Raw genomic sequence first — 20,795 nt, forward strand, 5'->3', positions numbered from 1 at the left:
CATGGCTAATGGAAACTCCCCACAAACAACTGGTGGGTCCAGTAATTTGGTTGACGTTCTCGAAACAGTATTGGATAAAGGGGTTGTCATTGCGGGAGATATACGGGTAGGAATTGCAGATGTGGAACTGCTTTCCATCAAAATCAGATTAATTGTCGCATCCGTTGATAAAGCAAAAGAGATTGGAATGGACTGGTGGGAAACAGACCCATACCTAAACTCGCAAGCAGCGTTGCAGGAACAGGATAAATTAAAAGAGGAAAATCAAAAGTTACTCGAGCGATTGGAAAAATTGGAAGGTAAACTGTCTAGCGATAGCTAGCAAATCAAAAAATTTACTAGGAGGAATAAATCATGACTGAACAAAACAAACAGGATACTCAAGATAATAGCAAGGAATCTGATAAAGTTTATACAAAAAAAGATGTTATAAGAGGTGGTATTATCGGTTGGGGAATCGGTGTTGCTACCACCCTATTACTCGCTCCGAAATCCGGAAAAGAGCTGCGCGGAGATATTACCTATCAAGTAGGCTCTGCTAAAGATAAGGCAGTAGATAAATCACGTGAAATCAGTGATTCAGCAATGGATAAATATGCTGCTATCAAAGAAAATGCCACCAATAAAACAATAGAGCTAAAGGACAAGCTTAATCCTGCAAAGAACACGTCGTCCAATGAAGCTAAATTGGATGAAGAAGATCCAAAAAACAATTCTGAGTCACAATCTAATAGAACAAAAGAGAAACAAAATCCAAAGGATGAGCAGAAGGACAAACAAAACCCGTCTGCAAGTTCAAATAAGAAAACAGAAGCTAATTCAAAAGCCGGTTCTTCCAGCGCTAGAAGAACAGCTGCAAAAAGAAGTTCAGGCACTACTCCAAAAACACGTGCCAAAACAGCTTCAGCTTCAAAATAATAAAGGTCACTAAAACGTAAAGAGTAAGAAAAGGCAGCCAACTATTGCGGTTCCCTTATAGATCAGAGACTCATAAAGCCCGGTACAGTCATTCGACCTCTCCACTTTGTGAGTCTCTGTTTTGCTATGCGAGGTTACATCGTAAATAGACAAAAAGGAAAGGGTAGATCCCCTCTCCTTCTTTACCATACATATTAAAGTTTTTAGTTATGAATTGTTGCTGTTGTTATTGTTATTGTTCCGTTGACGCGCACGTGCATTGCCGCCCTTTTCACCAATTTCTTCAAAAAATTCCTGGTCATGATTCTTAGCGGTTGCTTCACCGCCTTTTTGACCTATTTCTTCATAGAATTCCTGGTCATGATTTCTTGCGGTTGCTTTACCGCCTTTTTTGCCAGCTTGTTCACGAGACATCTTACCATTATTGTTCTTAGCCATGTTAATAGCTCCTTTCAATAGTTGATATTTTTGCTCGTACAGTAGTTGTATTCCACGTAGTCTATTACCTAAACATGAATAACAGCTTTTCATGGGCTTGTATTCCAATTGTAACGTTCTTATTACATCTGTTCATTTCTATACCTGCATTCGAATGATTTACAGTAGCTAACTCTTATTCTTTTCTTTTCATTTCTATTTTCAAAAATGATTTAAACACTGGATGTCTCAACGTTAAGCTCTCCATCCATAATCATGATGTTCTAATATTGAAAGAAAAACATAACATATAATTATCAACAAAATATATAATACAAGCTGCCTAATCTGTCAGTTCTTCTTTCCGAAGTCTTCCCACAGATAAGATCCAGTTCAAAGACTTTTTATAGTCTTCTTTGAACTGGACTTTTTATTTAGAGTAAAAAAATTATTGTTTAAATTCATACATGATTTGAAAGTTTTTCAAATGAAAGCATAGAGTCTAAACATAGGAGGTGTATAACTATTTCCAGTATCCATATTTTACTAGACACATTGTTGTACGATGATTGTTTCTTAAGTAAAGCTACTTAACCATTGGAGGTATTTTAATGAAAAAAATTTTATCCATCTTCGTGTTCGTATCCATATTTATGATAATTTCCGCGTGTAATAATAATAGTAATTCTGATCCTGCTGGCGAAAGCGGAAATGCTGAAGATGTATTAGACGGTGAGTTTATTACGATTCTTACAGGTGGTTCATCTGGTGTGTACTACCCGCTAGGAGGAACATTAGCGAATATCTTCCAAGATTTAGGTGCTAATGCGAACAGCCAATCTACAGCAGCGTCTACAGCAAACGCAACAACCCTTAACCAAGGAAATGCAGAAATCGGATTTTCGATGGGAGATGCAGCTCAGGATGCTTATGAAGGAGTTGCTAGCGCTACAGAAATAGGTGCTCAGGAAAACATCCGTACACTTGCCTCTCTCTATCCGAATTATTTACAAATTGTAGCGACTGAAAGCTCTGGCATTAAAACAGTTGAAGATTTAGCTGGAAAAAGAGTTGCTGTTGGTGCGCCTGCATCTGGAACAGAAATCAGTGCGCAACGTGTGCTGGAGGCATACGGAATGACATACGATGACATCAACGCCGATTTTCTTTCCTTTTCTGAAGGAGTCGAAGGGATTCAAAATGGAAATATCGATGCAGTCGTTATTTCTTCTGGATTGCCAAATGCCGGTGTGCTCGAGCTTCAGACAACACAGGATGTTGTAATTGTAGAAATTGCTGAAGATATCATTCTCGGAATGCAAGAAGACTATCCTTCCTTTTTTCCAACAACTGTACCAAAGGATATATATGATATGGAGGAAGATGTATCAACCATAGGTGTTAACAATGTTTTGTTGACACATAGTGAAGTTTCAGATGATATGGCCTACGCAATGGCTAAAGCTATATTTGATAACCTTGATCAATTACAGAACACACATAATGCGGCTAACGATATCACATTAGAGAATGCATTACAAAACCTGCCAGCACCACTCCATCCTGGTGCAGCTAAATATTTTGAAGAACAAGGGATAACAGAATAAAAGCGGAAGTTTTGGCTAAATGATTAAAAAAATAACGCTGATACTTGCTATTCTGCTGGTTGGATTCGGGATCAGCGTGATTCCCGTCCAATCAGGTATTTTATTAACGGATGGAGAAGAAAATCCATTACTTTTTCTGCCTTGGGATTCGGATAAATTAACAATCGGGTGGAGACATTCTGTTGAATTGACACCTTGGAAGGAAACATATCGAATAATCGAAAATGGAAATCTAAGTCTTGAGTCTACATTGTACAAGTCTTATGGGGCAGGGACTCCAGATACAGATGGTAAAGTAGAATTTCTTCCGAATGGATTTATCCAAGTTACTGGAATAGATCGGGTTATACCCCATTATTCCCTGTTCTATGTCGCGATTTCAAACTATTATCTCGAAAACAATGAACAAAGGTATCCGTTATCCGACTACGTTCCGGAAGACATAAATATCCAAATCCACTATGAACAAATACAAGTCTATAAATGGCTACTGTTAAGGATATTCAATAAGGAGGTATCCCTCAGGTGAGTAATTCCATTAAAAAAAATGAAAAGTCACTAGAAGAGCTTGCGGAAAAGGACGTGCAAGGAATCACTCGTGAAGAATTATCAGAAGAAGAAAAACAAAAGATTGTTGAAAAATACGATTCAGAAGCCAGGTTCCGAAAATTGAATATACCTTGGATGGCCAGGCTTGTTATGATTATCTCAGTTTCCTTGGCCCTATTCCACTTGATTACTTCATTTACAGGACCCTTAGTTACACTACAACACCGCGCATTACATACGGGAGTAGTAATGGCTCTTGTATTTTTACTGTATCCCTCACGTAAAAATGCACCACAGACTCGTGCAACAATCATTGACTTTTTGCTTGCTATCCTATCGATTGCAACCATCGTTTATATTTTCACCGATTATATGGGGATTGTAAATCGAGCTGGATTGCCAAGCCAAAACGATATTATCTTCAGTTTACTAATGGTTCTGCTTGTCCTTGAAGGTGGACGGCGAGTAGTTGGGAATGGACTGACCGTTCTTTGTACCTTGTTCCTCTTGTATGCCTATTTCGGTCCATATCTCCCTAGAGTAGTTGCCCATCGCGGATACCAAATAGACGACATTGCTTCTTACTTGTATTTAACAACAGAAGGTATATTCGGGACTGCAATAGGTGTTTCTGCTACCTATATTTTCTTATTTATCTTGTTTGGAGCATTTTTAAATCGCACCGGAATGGGACAATTATTTAATGATTCCGCAATGGCTATTTCTGGACATACTGCCGGAGGTCCCGCGAAGGTTGCCGTTGTTTCAAGTGGTTTTCTTGGTTCTATTAATGGTTCTGCCATTGCGAATGTCGTAACGACAGGTTCGTTTACGATCCCACTAATGAAGAAAACCGGATATTCCAAAAATTTTGCAGGAGCTGTGGAGGCAGCAGCCTCTGTTGGTGGTCAGATACTTCCACCGGTAATGGGAGCGACTGCCTTTATTATGGCAGAAACGTTAGGGATGCCATATGCGCAAATTGCTATCGCAGCCATTATCCCTGGGATTTTATATTACATGGGCGTTCTTACAGTTGTTCATTTACGCGCCAAAAAACTTGGCTTAAAAGGATTATCCCGAAAAGAGCTTCCGAGAATGAAAGATGTTTTAAAAGAACGAGGACATTTGCTAATTCCACTTATTATTCTCATTTATATGTTATTTGGTGGGTTTACACCCATTTACGCTGCAGCATGGGCAATCATTTCGACTGTAGTCATTTCTTTACTAAGAGCAACAACGCGAATGAATCTGAAAGGCCTTTTTCAAGCGCTGGAAGATGGAACACGCAGTGCACTTGGTGTTGCGATGGCCTGTGCGATGGTCGGAATTATTGTAGGTGTAGCCTCTTTAACAGGATTTGGCTTAAAAATGACCTCGGCAATTCTTATTCTTGGTAACGACACACTTATTTTGACATTATTCTTTACGATGATTGCGTCCATCATTCTGGGAATGGGGCTACCTTCTATACCTACGTACATTATTACGTCCTCCATGGCAGCACCAGCGTTGGTACAGTTCGGTGTCGAGCCTTTTGTATCACATATGTTTGTTTTTTATTTCGGTATTTTGGCAAACTTAACCCCTCCTGTAGCCCTAGCAGCATTTGCCGGCGCAGGACTGGCAGGTGGAGAACCAAATAAAACTGGATTCATATCACTGAAACTCGCAGCTGCTGGGATTCTCGTACCCTATGTATTCGTTTATTCGCCTGAGATGCTGATGCAAGATGCTGACGCTTTAAGTATCCTATTGATTGCGATTACAGCAATTATTGGGGTTATGGCATTAGCTATCGCACTAGAAGGATACTTGCTGGAAAATTTAAATTGGGTATTAAGGGTGATTTCAGCAATAGCTGCTGTCGTATTGGTAATACCGGGGATGTTGTCTGATGCTATCGGTATCGTTTTATTCGCAATTGTCATTGCCACTCAAATTATCAAAAGAAAAAGGATGACACAAGCAGAAGCTTAGTTTGCCTAGATTATGATGAGGTCAAATTATTTTACGGAAGGTCGTCATCCATGATGATTAACGGTAACAAGCAAAATAATCGAATTTCTAAACGGCATAGATATTATCCTCAACAAAAAGCTGAGTGAGCAAGAACCTTATGCATACTTGCTCACTCAGCTTCTATATTTTTCTATTAATTTTTATTATGAGTTGTTGCTGTTATTTCTCCGTTGGCGTGCACGGGCATTACCGCCTTTTTCACCAATTTCTTCATAAAACTCTTGGTCATGGCTTTTTGAAGTTGCTTCTCCACCTTTTTGACCAATCTCTTCATAAAACTCTTGATCATGATTTTTGGCGGTTGCTTCTCCACCTTTTTGACCGATTTCCTCATAAAAGTCCTGGTCATGATTTTGAGCAGTGGCCTTTCCGCCTTTTTGGCCGATTTCCTCATAGAACTCTTGGTCATGATTTCTTGAGGTTACGTTTCCACCTTTTTTTCCTGCTTGTTCACGAGACATCTTACCATTATTGTTTCTAGCCATTTTCTAACAGCTCCTTTCAATAGTTGATAGTCTTGCTCGTACATTAATTGTGTTCCACGATAGAAATTACGTAAACATGAAAAATAGTTTTTAATAGGTTTGTATTCCGATTGTAATATATTTCATGCGCTACCTCTTAGTGGTGAAGTGTAAAATCTACTTCTTTTTATTTTTCCCATTCAATTTATCAAATACTTTTTCTGTTGCTGTTTCTTTTTCCTCTTTTTCTTTATCTTCCAATTCAAAGTCGAGGCGATCCTCTGTCGGCAAACTAAAAAACGAATCCTTTGATGACTTCTTTTCTTTGGAAACCATAAGCTCATTCCTTTCTGATTTTAAAATCGAGCATTAATTTCAGAATTCACATAGTTTTTCCGTTTCATCCATACAAACCCATCACCTTTTGTAATGACAGCTACATCAATTGGTGGACCAACAGACTCTGTTGCTCTTGTCACTCGTCTTTTAAAGGAAGTAAGACTAATAAGCATTTCTGCCATATCGGCCAGCTCTTCTTTTGGCAAGGATCGCACAACACCAAGTAATGGCTCAACATAATTTGTTTGCTGGTATTCCTTTACTGCATCTTCTATCGACTCATACACTTCTTTACCCAAGCTTTGCAGTTCTGTAACTTGTTCCTCGGTAAAATCTATCGATACATGCTTTTGAATTTGCTCTGGATAGTCTTTTAACACGTTAGCAATAATGTCAAAGATAACATCTTCCATATTCGGTTCCATTCCGCCTATGAATGAATCGACCATTTCTCGTTGCGCAAAAGCGGTAACAGCAGCTGTTCCATCCATTTTATCTGTCGTATAGCTAATTCTTTTTTCCTTTAGCTTTTTGTATTTCAATTGGTCAAATACAAAGCCTTCTAATCGGTAGTTTAATAATTGCGGAAAAATTTCTTCTTCGCCATATCCAGCAATTACAAATCCAGTACTTCCTACACTGAAATAATCTTTCTTTGCTGCTTCAAAAGCAAGCTCGTAAAATGTTTCCGTCAGTTCACTGGGGATTTCATACGTAATCAGCTCATCTTTAATCTCATCAATAACAGAGCCGAATTTTTCTTTAAATGCACCATAATTGATCTCCAAAAAGGTTTTTCTCTCCTTTTGGTACGATTGTATATTCTCATTTATACAGTCAACTAACCATTCCGTTACTTTTTCAGCGGAAATGCCCCCATCTTTATTCCTTTCATGCCTGATTATGTCCTCCACTTCTTTTACAATACGCTTTAGATTGTCAGAAAAAATGCGGTAAATGACTATTTCTTCTACATTTTCATTTTTAAATCGCTCATCTTGTCGTAAAAAATTAAAAAAGTCCTCCACATAGTTGGTTAAATTAGCGAATTTCCGTTCACCAAGATTATCGCGATACGATTTAATAATGACATCCCAAGGCACTTCCATAAACGATGCAGCACCATAAACCATTATTCCGATTGGATGTTCACTTGATAAGGAGAATAATTTGTTTGCTGTATTATAAACCTTTTGTACACCGTCTCTGCCACTTGTGATTGCACTATCAGCAGCCAACGAAATACCTTGTTTATTCATTATTGCTACCTCTGCTGTCATATGTTTGCCTCCTTTTTCTTACTATGTATGTATCACGAATCAATGAATATGAAACGAAATCGATTATGCTTCTATCATGAAAAGCAGCTAATAGACTTCAGGATTAAGAAACAGAAGAAAGGGTAATACAACATTAAACTAACTAAGCATTTCAAAAGGCGGGATGAATCATAGAAACTTCCATAAGCATAAAAGTAATTTGCGGACTTTTAGCTTTGCTGCTTGTTGTCCGTCTCTTAGGAAAAAAAGAACTCTCACAAATAACACCATTTGACCTTGTCTATCTATTAGTTCTTGGTGGCCTGCTCGAGGAATCTATTTATGATGATCTGGTAACTGTATGGCAAGTACTGTATGCGATAGGATTATGGGCGGCTTTAATTTATATAATAGAACTGATTGTACGAAGATTTGACAGAATGCGAACGGTTATTAAAGGGGAACCTTCTATTATCATAAAAGATGGAGAACTGGATGTAAAAACACTGAAAAAGAACAAACTAGAATCCGAGCAGCTCCGAACAATGCTGAGGCAACAAGGTATATTTTCTTTACAAGAAGTAAAATACGCAGTTCTGGAGCCGAGCGGACAATTAAGTGTCTTGAAAAATGAATTATCATCCCCAGTAACTGCCGAAATGCTATCAATTAAACCCAAAAAGGCTACTTTAACTCATCTACTTGTCGATGAGGGAAGGATCGAAAAGAAAGCATTGAAAAATATCCAAAAAGACGAAAGATGGTTACGAGCTCAATTGGCTGAAAAGGGTTATAAGGATTTAAGCAAGATTTATTATGCTGAATGGTCTAGCGTGAATGGGATTGTTGTTAGAGGGGTAAAAAGGGATGACGCAGCTTTATAGCACAAAGAGAGTTAGCATAAGATTTCCATAATGAATAAAACAAGACAAGGCGCATTGCACCTTGTCTCGCTTCCCTACCTTATTGAGGTATATTCATAACTCCAAGCAATACTAAAATATTAACAATAATCCCTACTGCTATTGCCCCCACTGGCCCTACTGCTATTCGAACGATTGGACGCCCAGCAGCTTCATTCAACAGATAGAATCCAGCAATAAAGAAGAAACCAAATCCTGGTGCAATCATATTTGCAGCATTCGCACCACCAATTAGTAACGCAACTTCAAGTAATTTGGTCATGGCACTGCGAATGTTCTCTCCAGAGTTACGGACACCCGGATATTTATCTAAGAATTTAGCAATATAACTCAATAGCATTACTTCCGCAAAAATTACGACGGCACCAATAATAACTGCTAACCACACATTTGGTGCAAATAAACCAACGACGAAAATCAAGGTAAATCCAACTGGACTATAAACACCAGTTGCTATTGCCGTACTTGCAACTAATGGAATAAATCCAATTGCTCTTGCTGCTGCAGCAATTCCAGCATCCGTTTGTTTGCCTTCTGCAAGTAAGTTAAGTGAAATCGGATCACCAGCCATCAATAATAGATTGGTAGCTCCAGCAATTAAAGCACCGATAATCATAAAGTACACAACATTTTTCTTAATACGTAATACTTTTTCACTAAAAACAGAGGCTAAATCCACAGAGGACCCTTCTTCTGCTTTTTCTCTCATTGCGTAAGCAAATAAGAAAATCATACCGACAATTAAAGCCATACCTTCTTGGTTTAATGTAATCACATTATCACCAATTGTAAGTAGTCCTTGTTCATTTACAAATACGGCTAGCTGTCTAACAATAGCTGCTACTGCAAAAGTTAAAATACCTTTTTTAATACTGAATTGCAACGCAACTGCCAGTGCAGGGAAAGCCATAAATGTAACAACCACAGGAGTCCCAACCTCCCCAAGTGGCTCAAGGAAATTAACTGGAAGGTATTCAAATAATTTAACAAATCCTTCAAGACCAGTTAGAAGTCCCCAGCCATACAGACCACCGATGATTGCTGCAATCGGCGTACCCCACTTGTTCTTAGGTGTTATTAGTCCAATAATATCGGTTCCCAATAAAATACTGTGGATTAAAATAATACTTGCTGATAAGGTAAATGGTATCCCAAACCCAATTACCAAACCAAAACTCATAGCAAATGCAGTTAAACCAAGTTCTCTACGTTTTAAGCTTCCATCAATATGTTCTGAAACAATTGGTCGTAAACCATCATTAAATACCGCAATATTTTGATTCGCTAAAATAGCAGCCACTGCACCTATTAATATGACAAACAATGTTTCCATTTATTTGTCCTCCTATTCTATGAATTTGTTTTAATCGCATTTAATATCATTGGTACTGCTGTCTCAACGTGATCACCTGTAAACCCAAAAGCCTTTTTTCCGTTCTTGACTGCTTCTATAACATTCTCTTCTTTAGGCTTTTTCCCTGGCATTGATACAGTTTCACACTGTTTTCTTCCAAGCATTGCAATCGCCATAGCTAATGCTCCACCACCACCTGTATGGCAAGCACCAAAGTAGTAATCTGCTTTACCTGTTTTCATTTCCATTGCCGCTTCTAAGTCAGATTTGACAACGGTTTCAATTGTAGGATCCAACTCCTTTATTAATCTTTCAATCTCTTTTTTCTCCACTTGCCCACCAATAACAATTTTCATCGTAACTCCTCCTTGTATAAATTCGTATTTAATACTGTTACATAATGCATATAAAGAAATTTCTTTTCTCCCTGTGGTAAAGGTTGACTCCACTTATCCTCAATCATTGCGACTTGCTCTTTGGCTAATCCAAAATGCTCTGATTGTTCCACTTCACGCATTATTTCCCCTGCTGGTTCTTCTACTTCCTCTCCTGCATCAATTCTTGTAAGTGCCATTGGCAGGTGGGTAAAGAGCATCTCAGCTTGGTCAATATCCGTTTTATTAACAACCCCCATGATTTGCGTGAATGCCTGTAAGGCAACTTCATGTGCAGTATTAGAAATTACCTTTTGCTCGAGCAAAAGTTGTAGCCTTTCCTTATAAGCCTGTAAATTCATAAAAACACCTCCAATTCTTCTAATTGTATGATGAATAACCACTACCAAAAATCTAACCGCGAAACGTGCTGATCATTTTCCAGGTAGTATCTTCTCCAAACCTCCGGCAAATGAATAGCTCCCTCCAACTGCTGGGCTAAATCAAAAGCGTATCCACAATGAGCAATTCCGCTTTTGGCAATTATCGTGATGCCACTAGCCAACGTACTTGTAGGAACAGTAATAGCTGTCGTTTGACACATATTAGCAGCTCGAATAAGGTATTTACCATGGTTTTTGGTTAAATTTATACCTGCTTCTCCAAAATGCTGTGGGATGGTTTCCCCATATCCATATACGTCAACAGGTCCTTCACAGGTAAGAATCATATCCGCTTGTCTCTCTTGCAAACAATAACGAATGACGTCAATAGCTGTCTTTCTCTCATCAATTCCATTCATATCAATCTCTTCGATTTGATAGTTGCTCAATTGAATAGAAGCTAAGTGTTCCATTACTTTATCATGCATATCTATCTGATCGGGACCGATTATAGATCCCTTTTTAGGAATTACAATTTTTAACCTTTTCTCTGAAGATGGCGTTAACTTTTGTTCAAGCATGCATTCCATTACTTCTTTTAACATCGAAATACGCTTTGCAATGACACCTATACTCCCTGTAAATTCATATTGGTCAGTGGACAGCTTTTTATTTTTTACAAACAGCCCAGTTCCTGCACCAATTATGGATGGAAGCTGGCAGCTCATTGCAGGAGCAAGCACAGAACCACCACCGTCTGTACCTATAACAAAATCGTTGATTCCTTTTAAAATATTAATAGGTCCACCACTAGTTGAACCGGTCATAGCGCGATACGTTAATGGGTTTATTAAATCCGTATCTATTGCTCTCCCCTTATCAGCAGATTTATCAATGGTTAGCCAAGCAAAATTCGCATGTGTCCGAACCTGCCGGATTATGTTTTCCGGAATTTGACTCGTATTCTTTATTCCGAAATAGAGCATATTCCTATTTTTATCCCTTATTTCATTCACTATCATTGGATTAACTGCAATTACAGATCTGCCTATTTCTCCTTTTGCTAGCTGGATTTTATCTATCAGGCCTGGCATGATAGCTCCCTCCATATTTTCTTCATAACAGGTTATTGTTGTAATACTTACCATTCCTTTCATTTATAGATTTCAAAAGCCATCATTTATTCGTCTATATTATTAGTTGGAATGACATGTCCTACTGAATCATAAATCCCTAAAAGCTTTGGATCATCATTTATATTTTCAACGATTGCTATCTGGGCATTTGTTACAAAAACCTGTGTACGAAACGCATAAATAACGGTATCGCCAACATGTACATCCTCGGTTTCCAATGTTCCATAATAATCAATATTTGCTGGGTCATTTTCAATCACTGAAACTCTTTGCAAATTCCTTTTATCCGTTGCAACTAAAGCACCCTCCATACGTGATCGTGGATAGAAGCCACCTCCAAACACATATGCCTGGTGATTATATATATGAGATACCTCGGTTACATAAACCATCGATGGCTTTTCAGGCAGGTCACCCGAGGCATGTAAAGGAGTCGTGCCAGTCATAGCATGACCCGGCTCCCCTTGTGTAGCGCCATTTTCTTTTAATAGTTTCATCGTAGCTGTAGAGGTGGCACTTGGCATATTCATCTCTAAGTCATGGATACCTTTTTCAGCTAACAATTTCTTTGCTTGTTGCATCGTTAAAACGTTTTGTGTTACCTGTGGTGAATTATCCTTAATTAATATACATGGGAAACTCGTTAATCCTGCGATTTCGATACCTGTTAATCGCATTAAATTTTCCACATCATGATGCAGTTGGGATAATGTAAATCCTCCATTTTGTCCGTTATACAAAAAATCCTCTGTATCGGCAATTCGTAAATATATTTTCTGCTTTTTATTCATTTGTACCGCAACTTCACTAATCTGACATGCATTTTCATAACTAAAAACGGTTACAAATTCTGGTTCTAATTGCAAGATTGTACGAATCATCCCCTTTGGAATTTGCACCAAATGTCCAACATGGCCAATTTTAATGCCATATTGATTTAATGTAATTGCTTCCCAAGGATCTACTGCTACCGCTTTCTTAATACCAGCTTCAACAATAGCCTTAGCAACTAATTCATTTCTGCCAAACTGTTTTGTCATAAACAATAATTCAATATCCTGTTTTTTGGCTTCTTTGGACAACAGTTGAACATTATGCTTCACCATATCTAAGTCCAGTACATATGTGTTCGGCGAAATTAGTCCTTGCTGATGAAACTCAATCGCTGTTTCAATTAATTTTCTATTCTGTTTTAATGTTGCATCTAAGAACATACGAAAACCTCCTCTCTACTTTATTAAAGGAAGAAATGACGTACCATTTTCTGTCCTATCCAACCCTAAATAGGCTGCACCTGTAGCTGCAATATCAGATAATGTCTCTCTTTCCCCAAGATATTTAGGCTCCTTTTGCTTCTGATACGCTAATAAATACGTTTTTTCTCGGGTATGCTGATTATGACCAATCGTTGGGTCATTCCCATGATCAGCACTCAATATTAAAAGATCTTGTTCCGTCATTTTTTCGATAATTTCTGGTAAATAGCGATCGACTAACTCAATCCGATCTGCATACCGTTCAGGGTTTTGAGCATGCCCTGCTAAATCTGTTTCCTGAATCGTGGCTGCAATTACACCATGCTGCACATGGTCCATTTCGTTTATAATTTCCTTCATGACTTGTTCTGTATCAACTCCGGGTAATTTTGTAGCACCTTCACAATAAATGACATCCTGCATTTTCCCAACTAGCGATACATCCAGACCAGCTTTTTTTGCCAGAGTAGGTAGTTGATATTCAGGTGATATACCGTATCCTAAATGACGTACCTGATACCCTTGTTTATAGATATTTGATTTTGGTGAGTTTACTCCTACTAGGCCATCTTCTCTTCTCTCTACTGATTTTCGTAAATGCTGGGGTGTTACATTTTCTCCACCGAGTGCAATAACACGATTAACCTTCACCTGTTTACGTACACATTGGCCAATTCTTAATACCTCTTCAAAGGATATATAATCAAGTGGTGCGGTTACATTATAAATTTGACCAAAGTCCGTTTCGATATTGTCCGCAACAATAACTAAATCATCTACTAATAAATAAGCTAGATTAGCATCTGGTATTCTCACATTATATCCTTCTTTTTCCAATGCTCGCTTTACCTCTTCCATATTGTCAATAAAGGGTGCTAAATATGTTTTCTTCGGTTTAGAGCCCATGATTTCATTATGACCCTCAAAGCTATCCGCTCCGTTATGCATCAAATTTAAGCAACCATAGCTGGCAAGTTGATTCTCACCTGTCTTTAAGGCTGGATGATTCACAATCTTGTTAATCCCTAGTTTCTCCAGGGCAGGGATTTGTATGGATGGAACCGCATCCATAATATGATAGAATGTATTCGCTCCTATATCCTGTGGGTGGTAGTATTTGGCGTCCTCCATATACCCAACACCTAAGCTATCTAGGATGATTATTATAACTCTTTTCTTCAAGCTAATTCCTCCCTATTTACTTCGCTGCTTTGCTTGCTCAATGGATAAGGTAAGGATTCTAATAACGGTATCAACTCCACTTCGTAAAGGATTTATCCGAATCATCGTTTTCTCTAATGATGGATCAGAAGCTAAAAACGTACCAGACACCTTATAGAACATTGGTACAAATTCATATTTCGATTCTGCTCCTACTGGATTCGGTGCAGCCCCAAGTTCATTAGCATGATGAAGTACTTGATCTGCAATTGGTTCGTCGAATTCCACCAGTAGTACCTTCGATTGAGCATTTGCGAGAAAGGCGCTTTTCACACCAGGGATAGCTCCATGGTTAAGCTGTTTGACTAATTGCTCATTAACTCCAGCTTGAATTGCTAACATGACAGGTGCATAAATAAGACCTCTTAATGCTTCTAATGCTTCATATCCTTGAATTTGACTTCCACCAGAATAGTTAAATGCTTCTATCTTTTCGATCAAATCTGCTTTCCCTGCGATTAGACCTACACCTTCTGGCCCTAATAACTTAAACAGAGAAAAGGTAGATAAATCAGCTCCGATTTGTGCTCCAATCTGACCAACTTTCATCGCAGCATAGTTATCATCCGTAATAATAGTCAGAGATGGCTCAATCGATTGAATAACTTCAATTATTTCGGCAAAATCATAATGATCATTTATTTGCTGACGCGTGTGTTGGATCAGTACACCTTTTAGATCAGGATGTGCAGCAATCCCTGCTTTGATTTCCTCATGTTTATGGAAATCAACTGCAATCGGAATTATCCCCATTGATTCTAAGGTTGTTTTACTAGTTGGATAGATAGGAGCGTCATGCACTAAAATTTTATCATTCGGTTTTAAGAAACTCATAAAACCATAGCGTAATGCACCGGTTCCAGCTCCACGTACTAGTTTCGCCCGCTCAACACCAAAGAACGCTGCTAATACTTCCTCTACCTTTTTGGTATAAGTCGGTTTATTCAAGCCCTTTACCACACCCAAATCACCAAGCGAAAGTATCTCGTCACCTCTAAAGTGCTTTGTAATCACATCGATTAATAAAAATTGTCTTTGCTGTGCTTCCTCTAAGGAAATACTTTTTAGTGGACTTGTTTGCATTAAAATCACCTTAGCCTTTCATAAACGTGATTGGATTTTTTACCAGCAATTTATCAATGGAAGCTTCTGTAATTCCAGAACGTTCCAGCATCGGAATAAATGCATCTAATAAATATGCATAGCCAAGTCCACCTTGATACTCTAAATGTGACTTTCTTGTTATATCCATTGATAAAACGACTTGATCCATGTAGCCTCTTTCTTGTATTTCCTTTAATATATCTGCTCGCACTTGATCCGGCATATAATTCTCTTTGCCGATTGTATCAAATTCAACATATGCTCCTTCTCGCAACATGTGGAGAATATAGTCTCTATCCCCGGTTAAATCGACATGTCCGATAATAACTCTGCTTAAATCAATCCCATTTTCTTTGAAAAATGCTACCTGTTCATGACCTAGTGTTCCTAAAGTCGTATGCGTTGTAATCGGCTTTCCTGTTTCTTTATGTGCAATAACAACCGCTTCAAATACCTTTTTTTCTGTCTCCGTCCATTTATGATGGCTCGTGCCAATTTCTCCAATGATTTCAGCCTTTACAGACGTTCCTTTTATACCCTCATTTATGTCTTTAATCATTCTTAACGCAAGCTCTTCCCTTGTTTCCCTGAATACTTGAATCGGATAAAACTTCTCCTGGTAAAAGCCAGTTGAAGAAATTATATTTATACCACTTTCTTCGGCTACTTTTTGGACATAGGGAATATTTCTCCCCATTCCAAAGTTCGTTACATCAATAATGTTACGAACACCTTTATCATATAGCTTCGTATATTCTCGAACTGTTTCCGAAAATACATCCAGCTGACAATCTTCATTATTTTTAATTTCCGATAGATCAATCGTTGTATGCTCGTGCATATAGGTAATTCCATCTACTAACAACTGGATCACTCTCCCTTAAGTGGGACAGGGGATAGATTCCTGATTTCTCTGTTCCTGTCTGCACATTGTTAATACCGTGGAATTTTATCCCCTGACTCAACTTGCTTTTGAATTTCTAAAATGCTTTTTATTACAACAGTCCCCCACTTTTCAGCAATTTCTTGCTCTCTATCACCATCGATTATAATAACTGCTTCTGATGTTTCTTCTGCTATTTTCTTGGCTTCCGGCAATTGGAAATCTATTGCTTTAAAAGATTTTGTTATTCGTTTGTCATCTATACTCCAGATAGCAGCATCTAATTGCTTCGAATCTAGCATATCTAAAAGTTGCATATAATTAATATGCACATACTCTACGTCCAGCCCCTTGAATTCATTGAACGTTAATTCTTTCTGGTCAGGTGAATCCATATCGACTCCTACTCGCATTCCATTTCGAATCGAATTTTCATGTTGATCAGCCAAAAAGATTTTATGTGCTGATACATAGCTATTAATGCCAAATTCCTTCATGATTTTTAAGTTGGGATAATTCGATAAGCTATTAACTGCTGTCATCTTCGAAACAATTGAAAAATCACTTCGCTTTGTGCGGATAGATTCAATACGGTTTAAACCTCCACGCATGTAAGATAAATTAATTCTTTTGCCAGATAATTCAAAGGCTTCCACCATGCCAGTGGCGAGCCCTTCATATTTTCTTGAATATGGCAGCGGCATGGAACCAATCAATGGTGCTATACCAGCGATTTCCTGCAATAGCTCTATATCTTTATCTACTAGATATGTTCCTAGATGCCCTCTTGCCTCCAGTCGAATTGCTTTTAATTCTTCTAATAAACCTAGCGCAATTTGTACGGTTCCTCTACCGATGGATAACTTCACACTATAGTCAGTAACTCTAGGAATCTTATTACCAATCTCCACGTCTAATAATTCTTTTGCAATATTTTTGGCCGTTAACCCATTTTTTGAATATAATTTTTCCCACATATCATTACCTCAAATCAATATACTATTTTTTGTATATTATAATTATAAGCGTTTACAACAGGTAAATCAATGGGTTTATCGAATTAAAAAGTTCCTATATTAAAATAACTTCCCTGGATTTAATCTGGTATTTGGATCAATCGCATTTTTAATTTTACGCATCAAATCCAATTCTACAGGATTACGCATTTTTTCTAGATAAGGTTTCTTTATAATGCCTATCCCATGTTCAGCTGAAGGTAATCCACCCAACTCATTAACTTTTTTATAAAGATCTTCTAATAGAGCTTGTCGCCTTACCTGCCAGGTTGCTTCATCTAAACCTTCCTTCATTAAAACAGTATGGATATTTCCATCCCCTGCATGCCCAAAATTGATTACTTTCAAGCCATACTTTGCTTGTAATTCTTTTGTATAATCAATCATCTCACTAAATCTATTAATCGGCACAACTTCATCTAACATTTCATATTCTGTAAACTGCATAAGCGCAATCAGTATATTATCTCGAAGTAACCAAGCCTTTTCCTCTTCTTCTTGGGTAAGTAAAGGAATAATTTCTGCTGCTTGACCTTTTAAAATATTATTCACAGTATTAATCTTGCGAAATACAGTCTCCTGTTCATTACTATCAATTGTCATTAAGACATATGCTTCGCCCTTTTGACTTTGTAATAAAACCTTTGTATATTTTTCACTATATTCAATCGTTCCTCTTTCAAATAATTCTAATGCTGCTGGCTCGATGCCATTTTGAAGAATAGTTAATACACCATTTGTCGCATCTTTTAATGTATGAAAAGCCAATAGAACCGATTCTTTATATTTTGGCAGCGGTAACACTTTTAATTTGATTTTCGTTGTTATTCCTAATGTCCCCTCTGAACCTATAAATAAGTTCTTCAAATCGTATCCAGAACTGCTTTTTATGTTTAAACTTCCCAGTGTAACCTTTTCTCCTTCTGGCAAGACAACTTCCAATTCACGAACATAGTCTTTCGTTGTACCATATTTTACTGCTCGCATACCGCCTGCGTTTGTAGCAATATTACCTCCAATAGTAGAGTTTTTTGAGCCCGGATCTGGTGGGTAAAAATAACCTCTATTTTCAACAAATGCTTGAATTTCATTTAACTGCACTCCTGGTTCCACAGTTAATGTCATCGTCTCTTCATCTAATGCTAGAATGCGATTCATTTGATGAACATCAATAATTAATTCTCCTCCGTTTATTGGAACTTGAGAGCCTGCTACACCTGTACCAGCTCCACGAGCAATAATGGGGATATTTTCTTTATTAGCAAACTTGACTAAATCGATTACTTCTTGTGTTGTATTGGGAAGCGCAACCGCATGTACAGTAGCAACTTGTTTATAAGAGAAATCCGTTTTGTATACATCAGGAACTTCCGTTTCCAGGAATAGACGTTCTTTATCGGTTATGATATCTTGCAATTGCATTTAGATCCTCCTCTTCTTTCTATAGATTTTTAGATTAATTTCTTAGATTGCAATATACTAAATTTCGTATATTTATATTGTAAACGTTTTAGTTTTATTTTGCAAATAGAAGAGGGGGACATACAATATCCTTAGCTCCAGTTTGTCTACTCCATCATCTTTGAAAACGCTGCTTTCTCTAAGCTCTCTATACATATTATTTAATTGCAAAAAAGTAGCCTTGGATATTAGTCAAGACTACTAATTTTTTATAAATCAAATTGATTTGAGATTAAAACTTTTCAAGATGTTAATGCCTTAAATCAAATACAATTCTCCCTGCATAATCAGGTCTTTCATAGTCAACTTTGTCAACCTTCAGATTAAATTCACTAATAAACATTTCGTCCTTCAAATAATAATCAATATGGTTAATCACTGGGCTATTTTCTACTAAAATAGTTCCACCCTCATCATTCAATTCCCTACCAATCTCTGCATAAGGGATCTTTAAAAGTAATTTACCGGTGACTTCCTCTACTTCATAATGATTAACAGTTTTATTTAAATCGACAACAATTCGAGAATAATTTGAATGAATACCATACCGAATATTTTCAACACGTGTAGCCGATACTTCTACCGTGCGTGATGCAGTAAAATCATCATAGGTAGCCACTACCTCACCTATACCTCCAGATGTAGCGTAAAAATTTCCATCTTCTACATATCCAATATCATTTGTGACTTCCCATTCAATATCTTTTGGTTTAATATCCAGCCTTTCGCCATTTTTATCAAATCCTTTTAGTGTTAATTCTACCATTTCGCCTGGTGAAGCTGCCAAATCCAATGGAAAAATGCCTAGAGCTCCCCGCTCTTTATATGGCTCTGCATCCTCTGGGTATGGATTATACAATAAATAGTTGTTGCGGACATCTACAATCCAATTATTGAGTTCGTCCTCCCAGGAACTTATAATACGATTAACTGGTTCATTATCCAAAATCATTTTAGGAACATCTGGGTCACCAATTAGATTTGCATAACTGGGAGTCATTTCAAATTCCTCCGGGTTCTGGTCGCGCATAGCGTCTACTAAATTCAGTCCCAGAGATACGAGATTAATTGCTGAAGGTTCATCTATATGAATTTGCACACCACCTACTAGTTCACCTTCATATTTTCCAAACATCGGAGTAAAGTAGGCTGGTCTGAAGGTAACCCCGGCAAGGCCTCTACTATACATTTCTTCTGCCAATGCTTCACCATTGATCCATGGTGCTCCCACCAACTCAAAGGGTTTCGTAGTGCCAAGTCCCGTTGACAAAGAAGTATCATCCAATAATTCTGTTCCTGTATAAAGATATGCGGTTTCCTTTGTGGGAATATTAGGGGATGTCATAACCCACGGTAGACCAGTATCCTCAAAATGCATCGACCGTTTCCACCCCTTCATTTTGGCTACTTTTAAGTTCAGGCCCATGCTGTATTCATGATTCCACATTGTAGCTAGTTCGCCAACAGTCATTCCATGTCTAACCGGTAAGAGAAACCTCCCCATAAAACTTACCGTGGATTCAGATCGTAGTGGCCCTTCGACCTTTTCTCCACCAATTGGATTTGGACGATCAAGAACGATGAGTTCTTTATCAAATTCTGCTGCTGCTTCCATTGCAAAGCCTAGTGTATAAATATAGGTGTACACATTGGAACCAATATCCTGAATGTCAAACAGCAATACGTCAACGTTTTCTAGCATCTCTTCCGTAGGTTTCCATGTTGGACCATATAAACTATAAACTGGCAGCCCCGTCTTCTCATCAACATAGGAATCAACATACTCCCCAGCTTCTTGGTCACCACGTATTCCATGCTCTGGTCCGAACAATGCAGTTAAATTAATCTCTGAATGGTTATACAATAGGTCAATATCACTTACAAGATTACGATCAACTCCAGTCGGATTTGTTATTAATCCAACCTTTTTATCTTTGACCCAATCGATATGATCTTCTAAAAAAATTTCAATTCCAGGCGTCACTCTCGATTTCTTTTTTGTAACATTATTATTTTCCTCTGCGCTAGATATAGTTATCAAGGATGTCGTAACTAACATAAATGCAACAACTGTAATAAAACTTTTAATATTCTTCATCAGAAACA

Annotated in this window: 21 protein-coding genes; 6 read left to right on the plus strand and 15 right to left on the minus strand. The window is 37.8% G+C overall.

Going from position 1 to position 20,795, the window contains the following annotated elements:
- Position 1: 1 nt before the first annotated feature.
- On the plus strand, positions 2–322 hold the full coding sequence (locus MHH64_RS19025) for a gas vesicle protein (RefSeq protein ID WP_118890314.1): 321 nt from the start codon (positions 2–4) through the stop codon (positions 320–322).
- Between the two features lie 32 nt (positions 323–354).
- Positions 355–918: a YtxH domain-containing protein gene (locus tag MHH64_RS19030; protein ID WP_340002221.1), complete on the plus strand. Its 564-nt coding sequence runs from the start codon at positions 355–357 to the stop codon at positions 916–918.
- A gap of 207 nt (positions 919–1,125) precedes the next feature.
- Here the strand turns inward: MHH64_RS19030 and MHH64_RS19035 are convergent, their stop codons facing one another.
- Positions 1,126–1,356 carry a KGG domain-containing protein gene (locus MHH64_RS19035; protein WP_340002222.1) on the minus strand — a complete coding sequence of 77 codons (231 nt, stop codon included), beginning with the start codon at positions 1,354–1,356 and terminating at the stop codon, positions 1,126–1,128.
- A 590-nt stretch (positions 1,357–1,946) separates the two neighbouring features.
- Between MHH64_RS19035 and MHH64_RS19040 the strand changes: the two genes are divergently transcribed.
- The 3 genes from MHH64_RS19040 to MHH64_RS19050 are packed head-to-tail and all read left to right on the plus strand — an operon-like array spanning position 1,947 to position 5,474.
- Positions 1,947–2,942, plus strand: a complete 996-nt coding sequence (locus MHH64_RS19040; RefSeq protein WP_340002223.1) for a TAXI family TRAP transporter solute-binding subunit — start codon at positions 1,947–1,949, stop codon at positions 2,940–2,942.
- 19 nt (positions 2,943–2,961) lie between these two features.
- Complete coding sequence (locus MHH64_RS19045; protein WP_095313328.1) at positions 2,962–3,471, plus strand: DUF1850 domain-containing protein; 510 nt, start codon at positions 2,962–2,964, stop codon at positions 3,469–3,471.
- Entirely contained in the window at positions 3,468–5,474 is a 2,007-nt protein-coding gene (locus MHH64_RS19050; RefSeq protein ID WP_340002224.1) for a TRAP transporter permease, read from the plus strand. Before MHH64_RS19045 ends, MHH64_RS19050 begins: the two co-directional genes overlap by 4 nt.
- Positions 5,475–5,659: 185 nt before the next feature.
- On the opposite strand, the gene MHH64_RS19055 is transcribed toward MHH64_RS19050, so the two are convergent.
- From MHH64_RS19055 to MHH64_RS19065, 3 genes are all read right to left on the minus strand, one after another.
- Positions 5,660–6,001 (minus strand): general stress protein, encoded by a 342-nt coding sequence (locus MHH64_RS19055; protein WP_095313330.1) that lies wholly within the window; start codon positions 5,999–6,001, stop codon positions 5,660–5,662.
- A 156-nt stretch (positions 6,002–6,157) separates the two neighbouring features.
- The gene (locus tag MHH64_RS19060; protein WP_158586302.1) at positions 6,158–6,316 is read right to left on the minus strand and encodes a hypothetical protein; all 159 of its coding nucleotides are present in this window, start codon (positions 6,314–6,316) and stop codon (positions 6,158–6,160) included.
- Positions 6,317–6,336: 20 nt separating this feature from the next.
- Positions 6,337–7,599, minus strand: a complete 1,263-nt coding sequence (locus MHH64_RS19065) for a hypothetical protein (protein WP_095313331.1) — start codon at positions 7,597–7,599, stop codon at positions 6,337–6,339.
- Positions 7,600–7,787: 188 nt separating this feature from the next.
- On the opposite strand from MHH64_RS19065, the gene MHH64_RS19070 reads away from it, so the two are divergent.
- On the plus strand, positions 7,788–8,462 hold the full coding sequence (locus tag MHH64_RS19070; RefSeq protein WP_340003290.1) for a DUF421 domain-containing protein: 675 nt from the start codon (positions 7,788–7,790) through the stop codon (positions 8,460–8,462).
- A 79-nt stretch (positions 8,463–8,541) separates the two neighbouring features.
- Here the strand turns inward: MHH64_RS19070 and MHH64_RS19075 are convergent, their stop codons facing one another.
- From MHH64_RS19075 to MHH64_RS19125, 11 genes are all read right to left on the minus strand, one after another.
- Entirely contained in the window at positions 8,542–9,834 is a 1,293-nt protein-coding gene (locus MHH64_RS19075; protein WP_118890308.1) for a YhfT family protein, read from the minus strand.
- 17 nt (positions 9,835–9,851) lie between these two features.
- On the minus strand, positions 9,852–10,211 hold the full coding sequence (locus MHH64_RS19080) for a DUF2620 domain-containing protein (protein WP_118890307.1): 360 nt from the start codon (positions 10,209–10,211) through the stop codon (positions 9,852–9,854).
- Positions 10,208–10,591: a PRD domain-containing protein gene (locus MHH64_RS19085; RefSeq protein WP_095313337.1), complete on the minus strand. Its 384-nt coding sequence runs from the start codon at positions 10,589–10,591 to the stop codon at positions 10,208–10,210. The genes MHH64_RS19080 and MHH64_RS19085 overlap by 4 nt, the downstream gene beginning before the upstream one ends.
- A gap of 41 nt (positions 10,592–10,632) precedes the next feature.
- Positions 10,633–11,706 (minus strand): amidase, encoded by a 1,074-nt coding sequence (locus MHH64_RS19090; protein WP_095313339.1) that lies wholly within the window; start codon positions 11,704–11,706, stop codon positions 10,633–10,635.
- A gap of 86 nt (positions 11,707–11,792) precedes the next feature.
- The gene (locus MHH64_RS19095; RefSeq protein WP_095313341.1) at positions 11,793–12,962 is read right to left on the minus strand and encodes a YhfX family PLP-dependent enzyme; all 1,170 of its coding nucleotides are present in this window, start codon (positions 12,960–12,962) and stop codon (positions 11,793–11,795) included.
- A 15-nt stretch (positions 12,963–12,977) separates the two neighbouring features.
- Positions 12,978–14,186, minus strand: a complete 1,209-nt coding sequence (locus MHH64_RS19100; RefSeq protein ID WP_340002225.1) for a phosphopentomutase — start codon at positions 14,184–14,186, stop codon at positions 12,978–12,980.
- 12 nt (positions 14,187–14,198) lie between these two features.
- Entirely contained in the window at positions 14,199–15,308 is a 1,110-nt protein-coding gene (locus MHH64_RS19105) for an aminotransferase class V-fold PLP-dependent enzyme (RefSeq protein WP_340002226.1), read from the minus strand.
- 10 nt (positions 15,309–15,318) lie between these two features.
- Positions 15,319–16,203, minus strand: coding sequence for a phosphotriesterase-related protein (locus tag MHH64_RS19110; RefSeq protein WP_340002227.1), 885 nt, complete (start codon positions 16,201–16,203; stop codon positions 15,319–15,321).
- Between the two features lie 59 nt (positions 16,204–16,262).
- Positions 16,263–17,189 carry a GntR family transcriptional regulator YhfZ gene (yhfZ, locus tag MHH64_RS19115; RefSeq protein WP_340002229.1) on the minus strand — a complete coding sequence of 309 codons (927 nt, stop codon included), beginning with the start codon at positions 17,187–17,189 and terminating at the stop codon, positions 16,263–16,265.
- 99 nt (positions 17,190–17,288) lie between these two features.
- Complete coding sequence (locus MHH64_RS19120; protein WP_340002230.1) at positions 17,289–18,650, minus strand: FAD-binding oxidoreductase; 1,362 nt, start codon at positions 18,648–18,650, stop codon at positions 17,289–17,291.
- Positions 18,651–18,939: 289 nt separating this feature from the next.
- Positions 18,940–20,787, minus strand: a complete 1,848-nt coding sequence (locus MHH64_RS19125; RefSeq protein ID WP_340002231.1) for a DUF1343 domain-containing protein — start codon at positions 20,785–20,787, stop codon at positions 18,940–18,942.
- Between the last annotated feature and the right edge of the window lie 8 nt (positions 20,788–20,795).

The sequence above is a fragment of the Oceanobacillus sp. FSL K6-0127 genome (assembly GCF_037983385.1).
Classification (GTDB): Bacteria; Bacillota; Bacilli; order Bacillales; family Amphibacillaceae; genus Oceanobacillus; species Oceanobacillus profundus.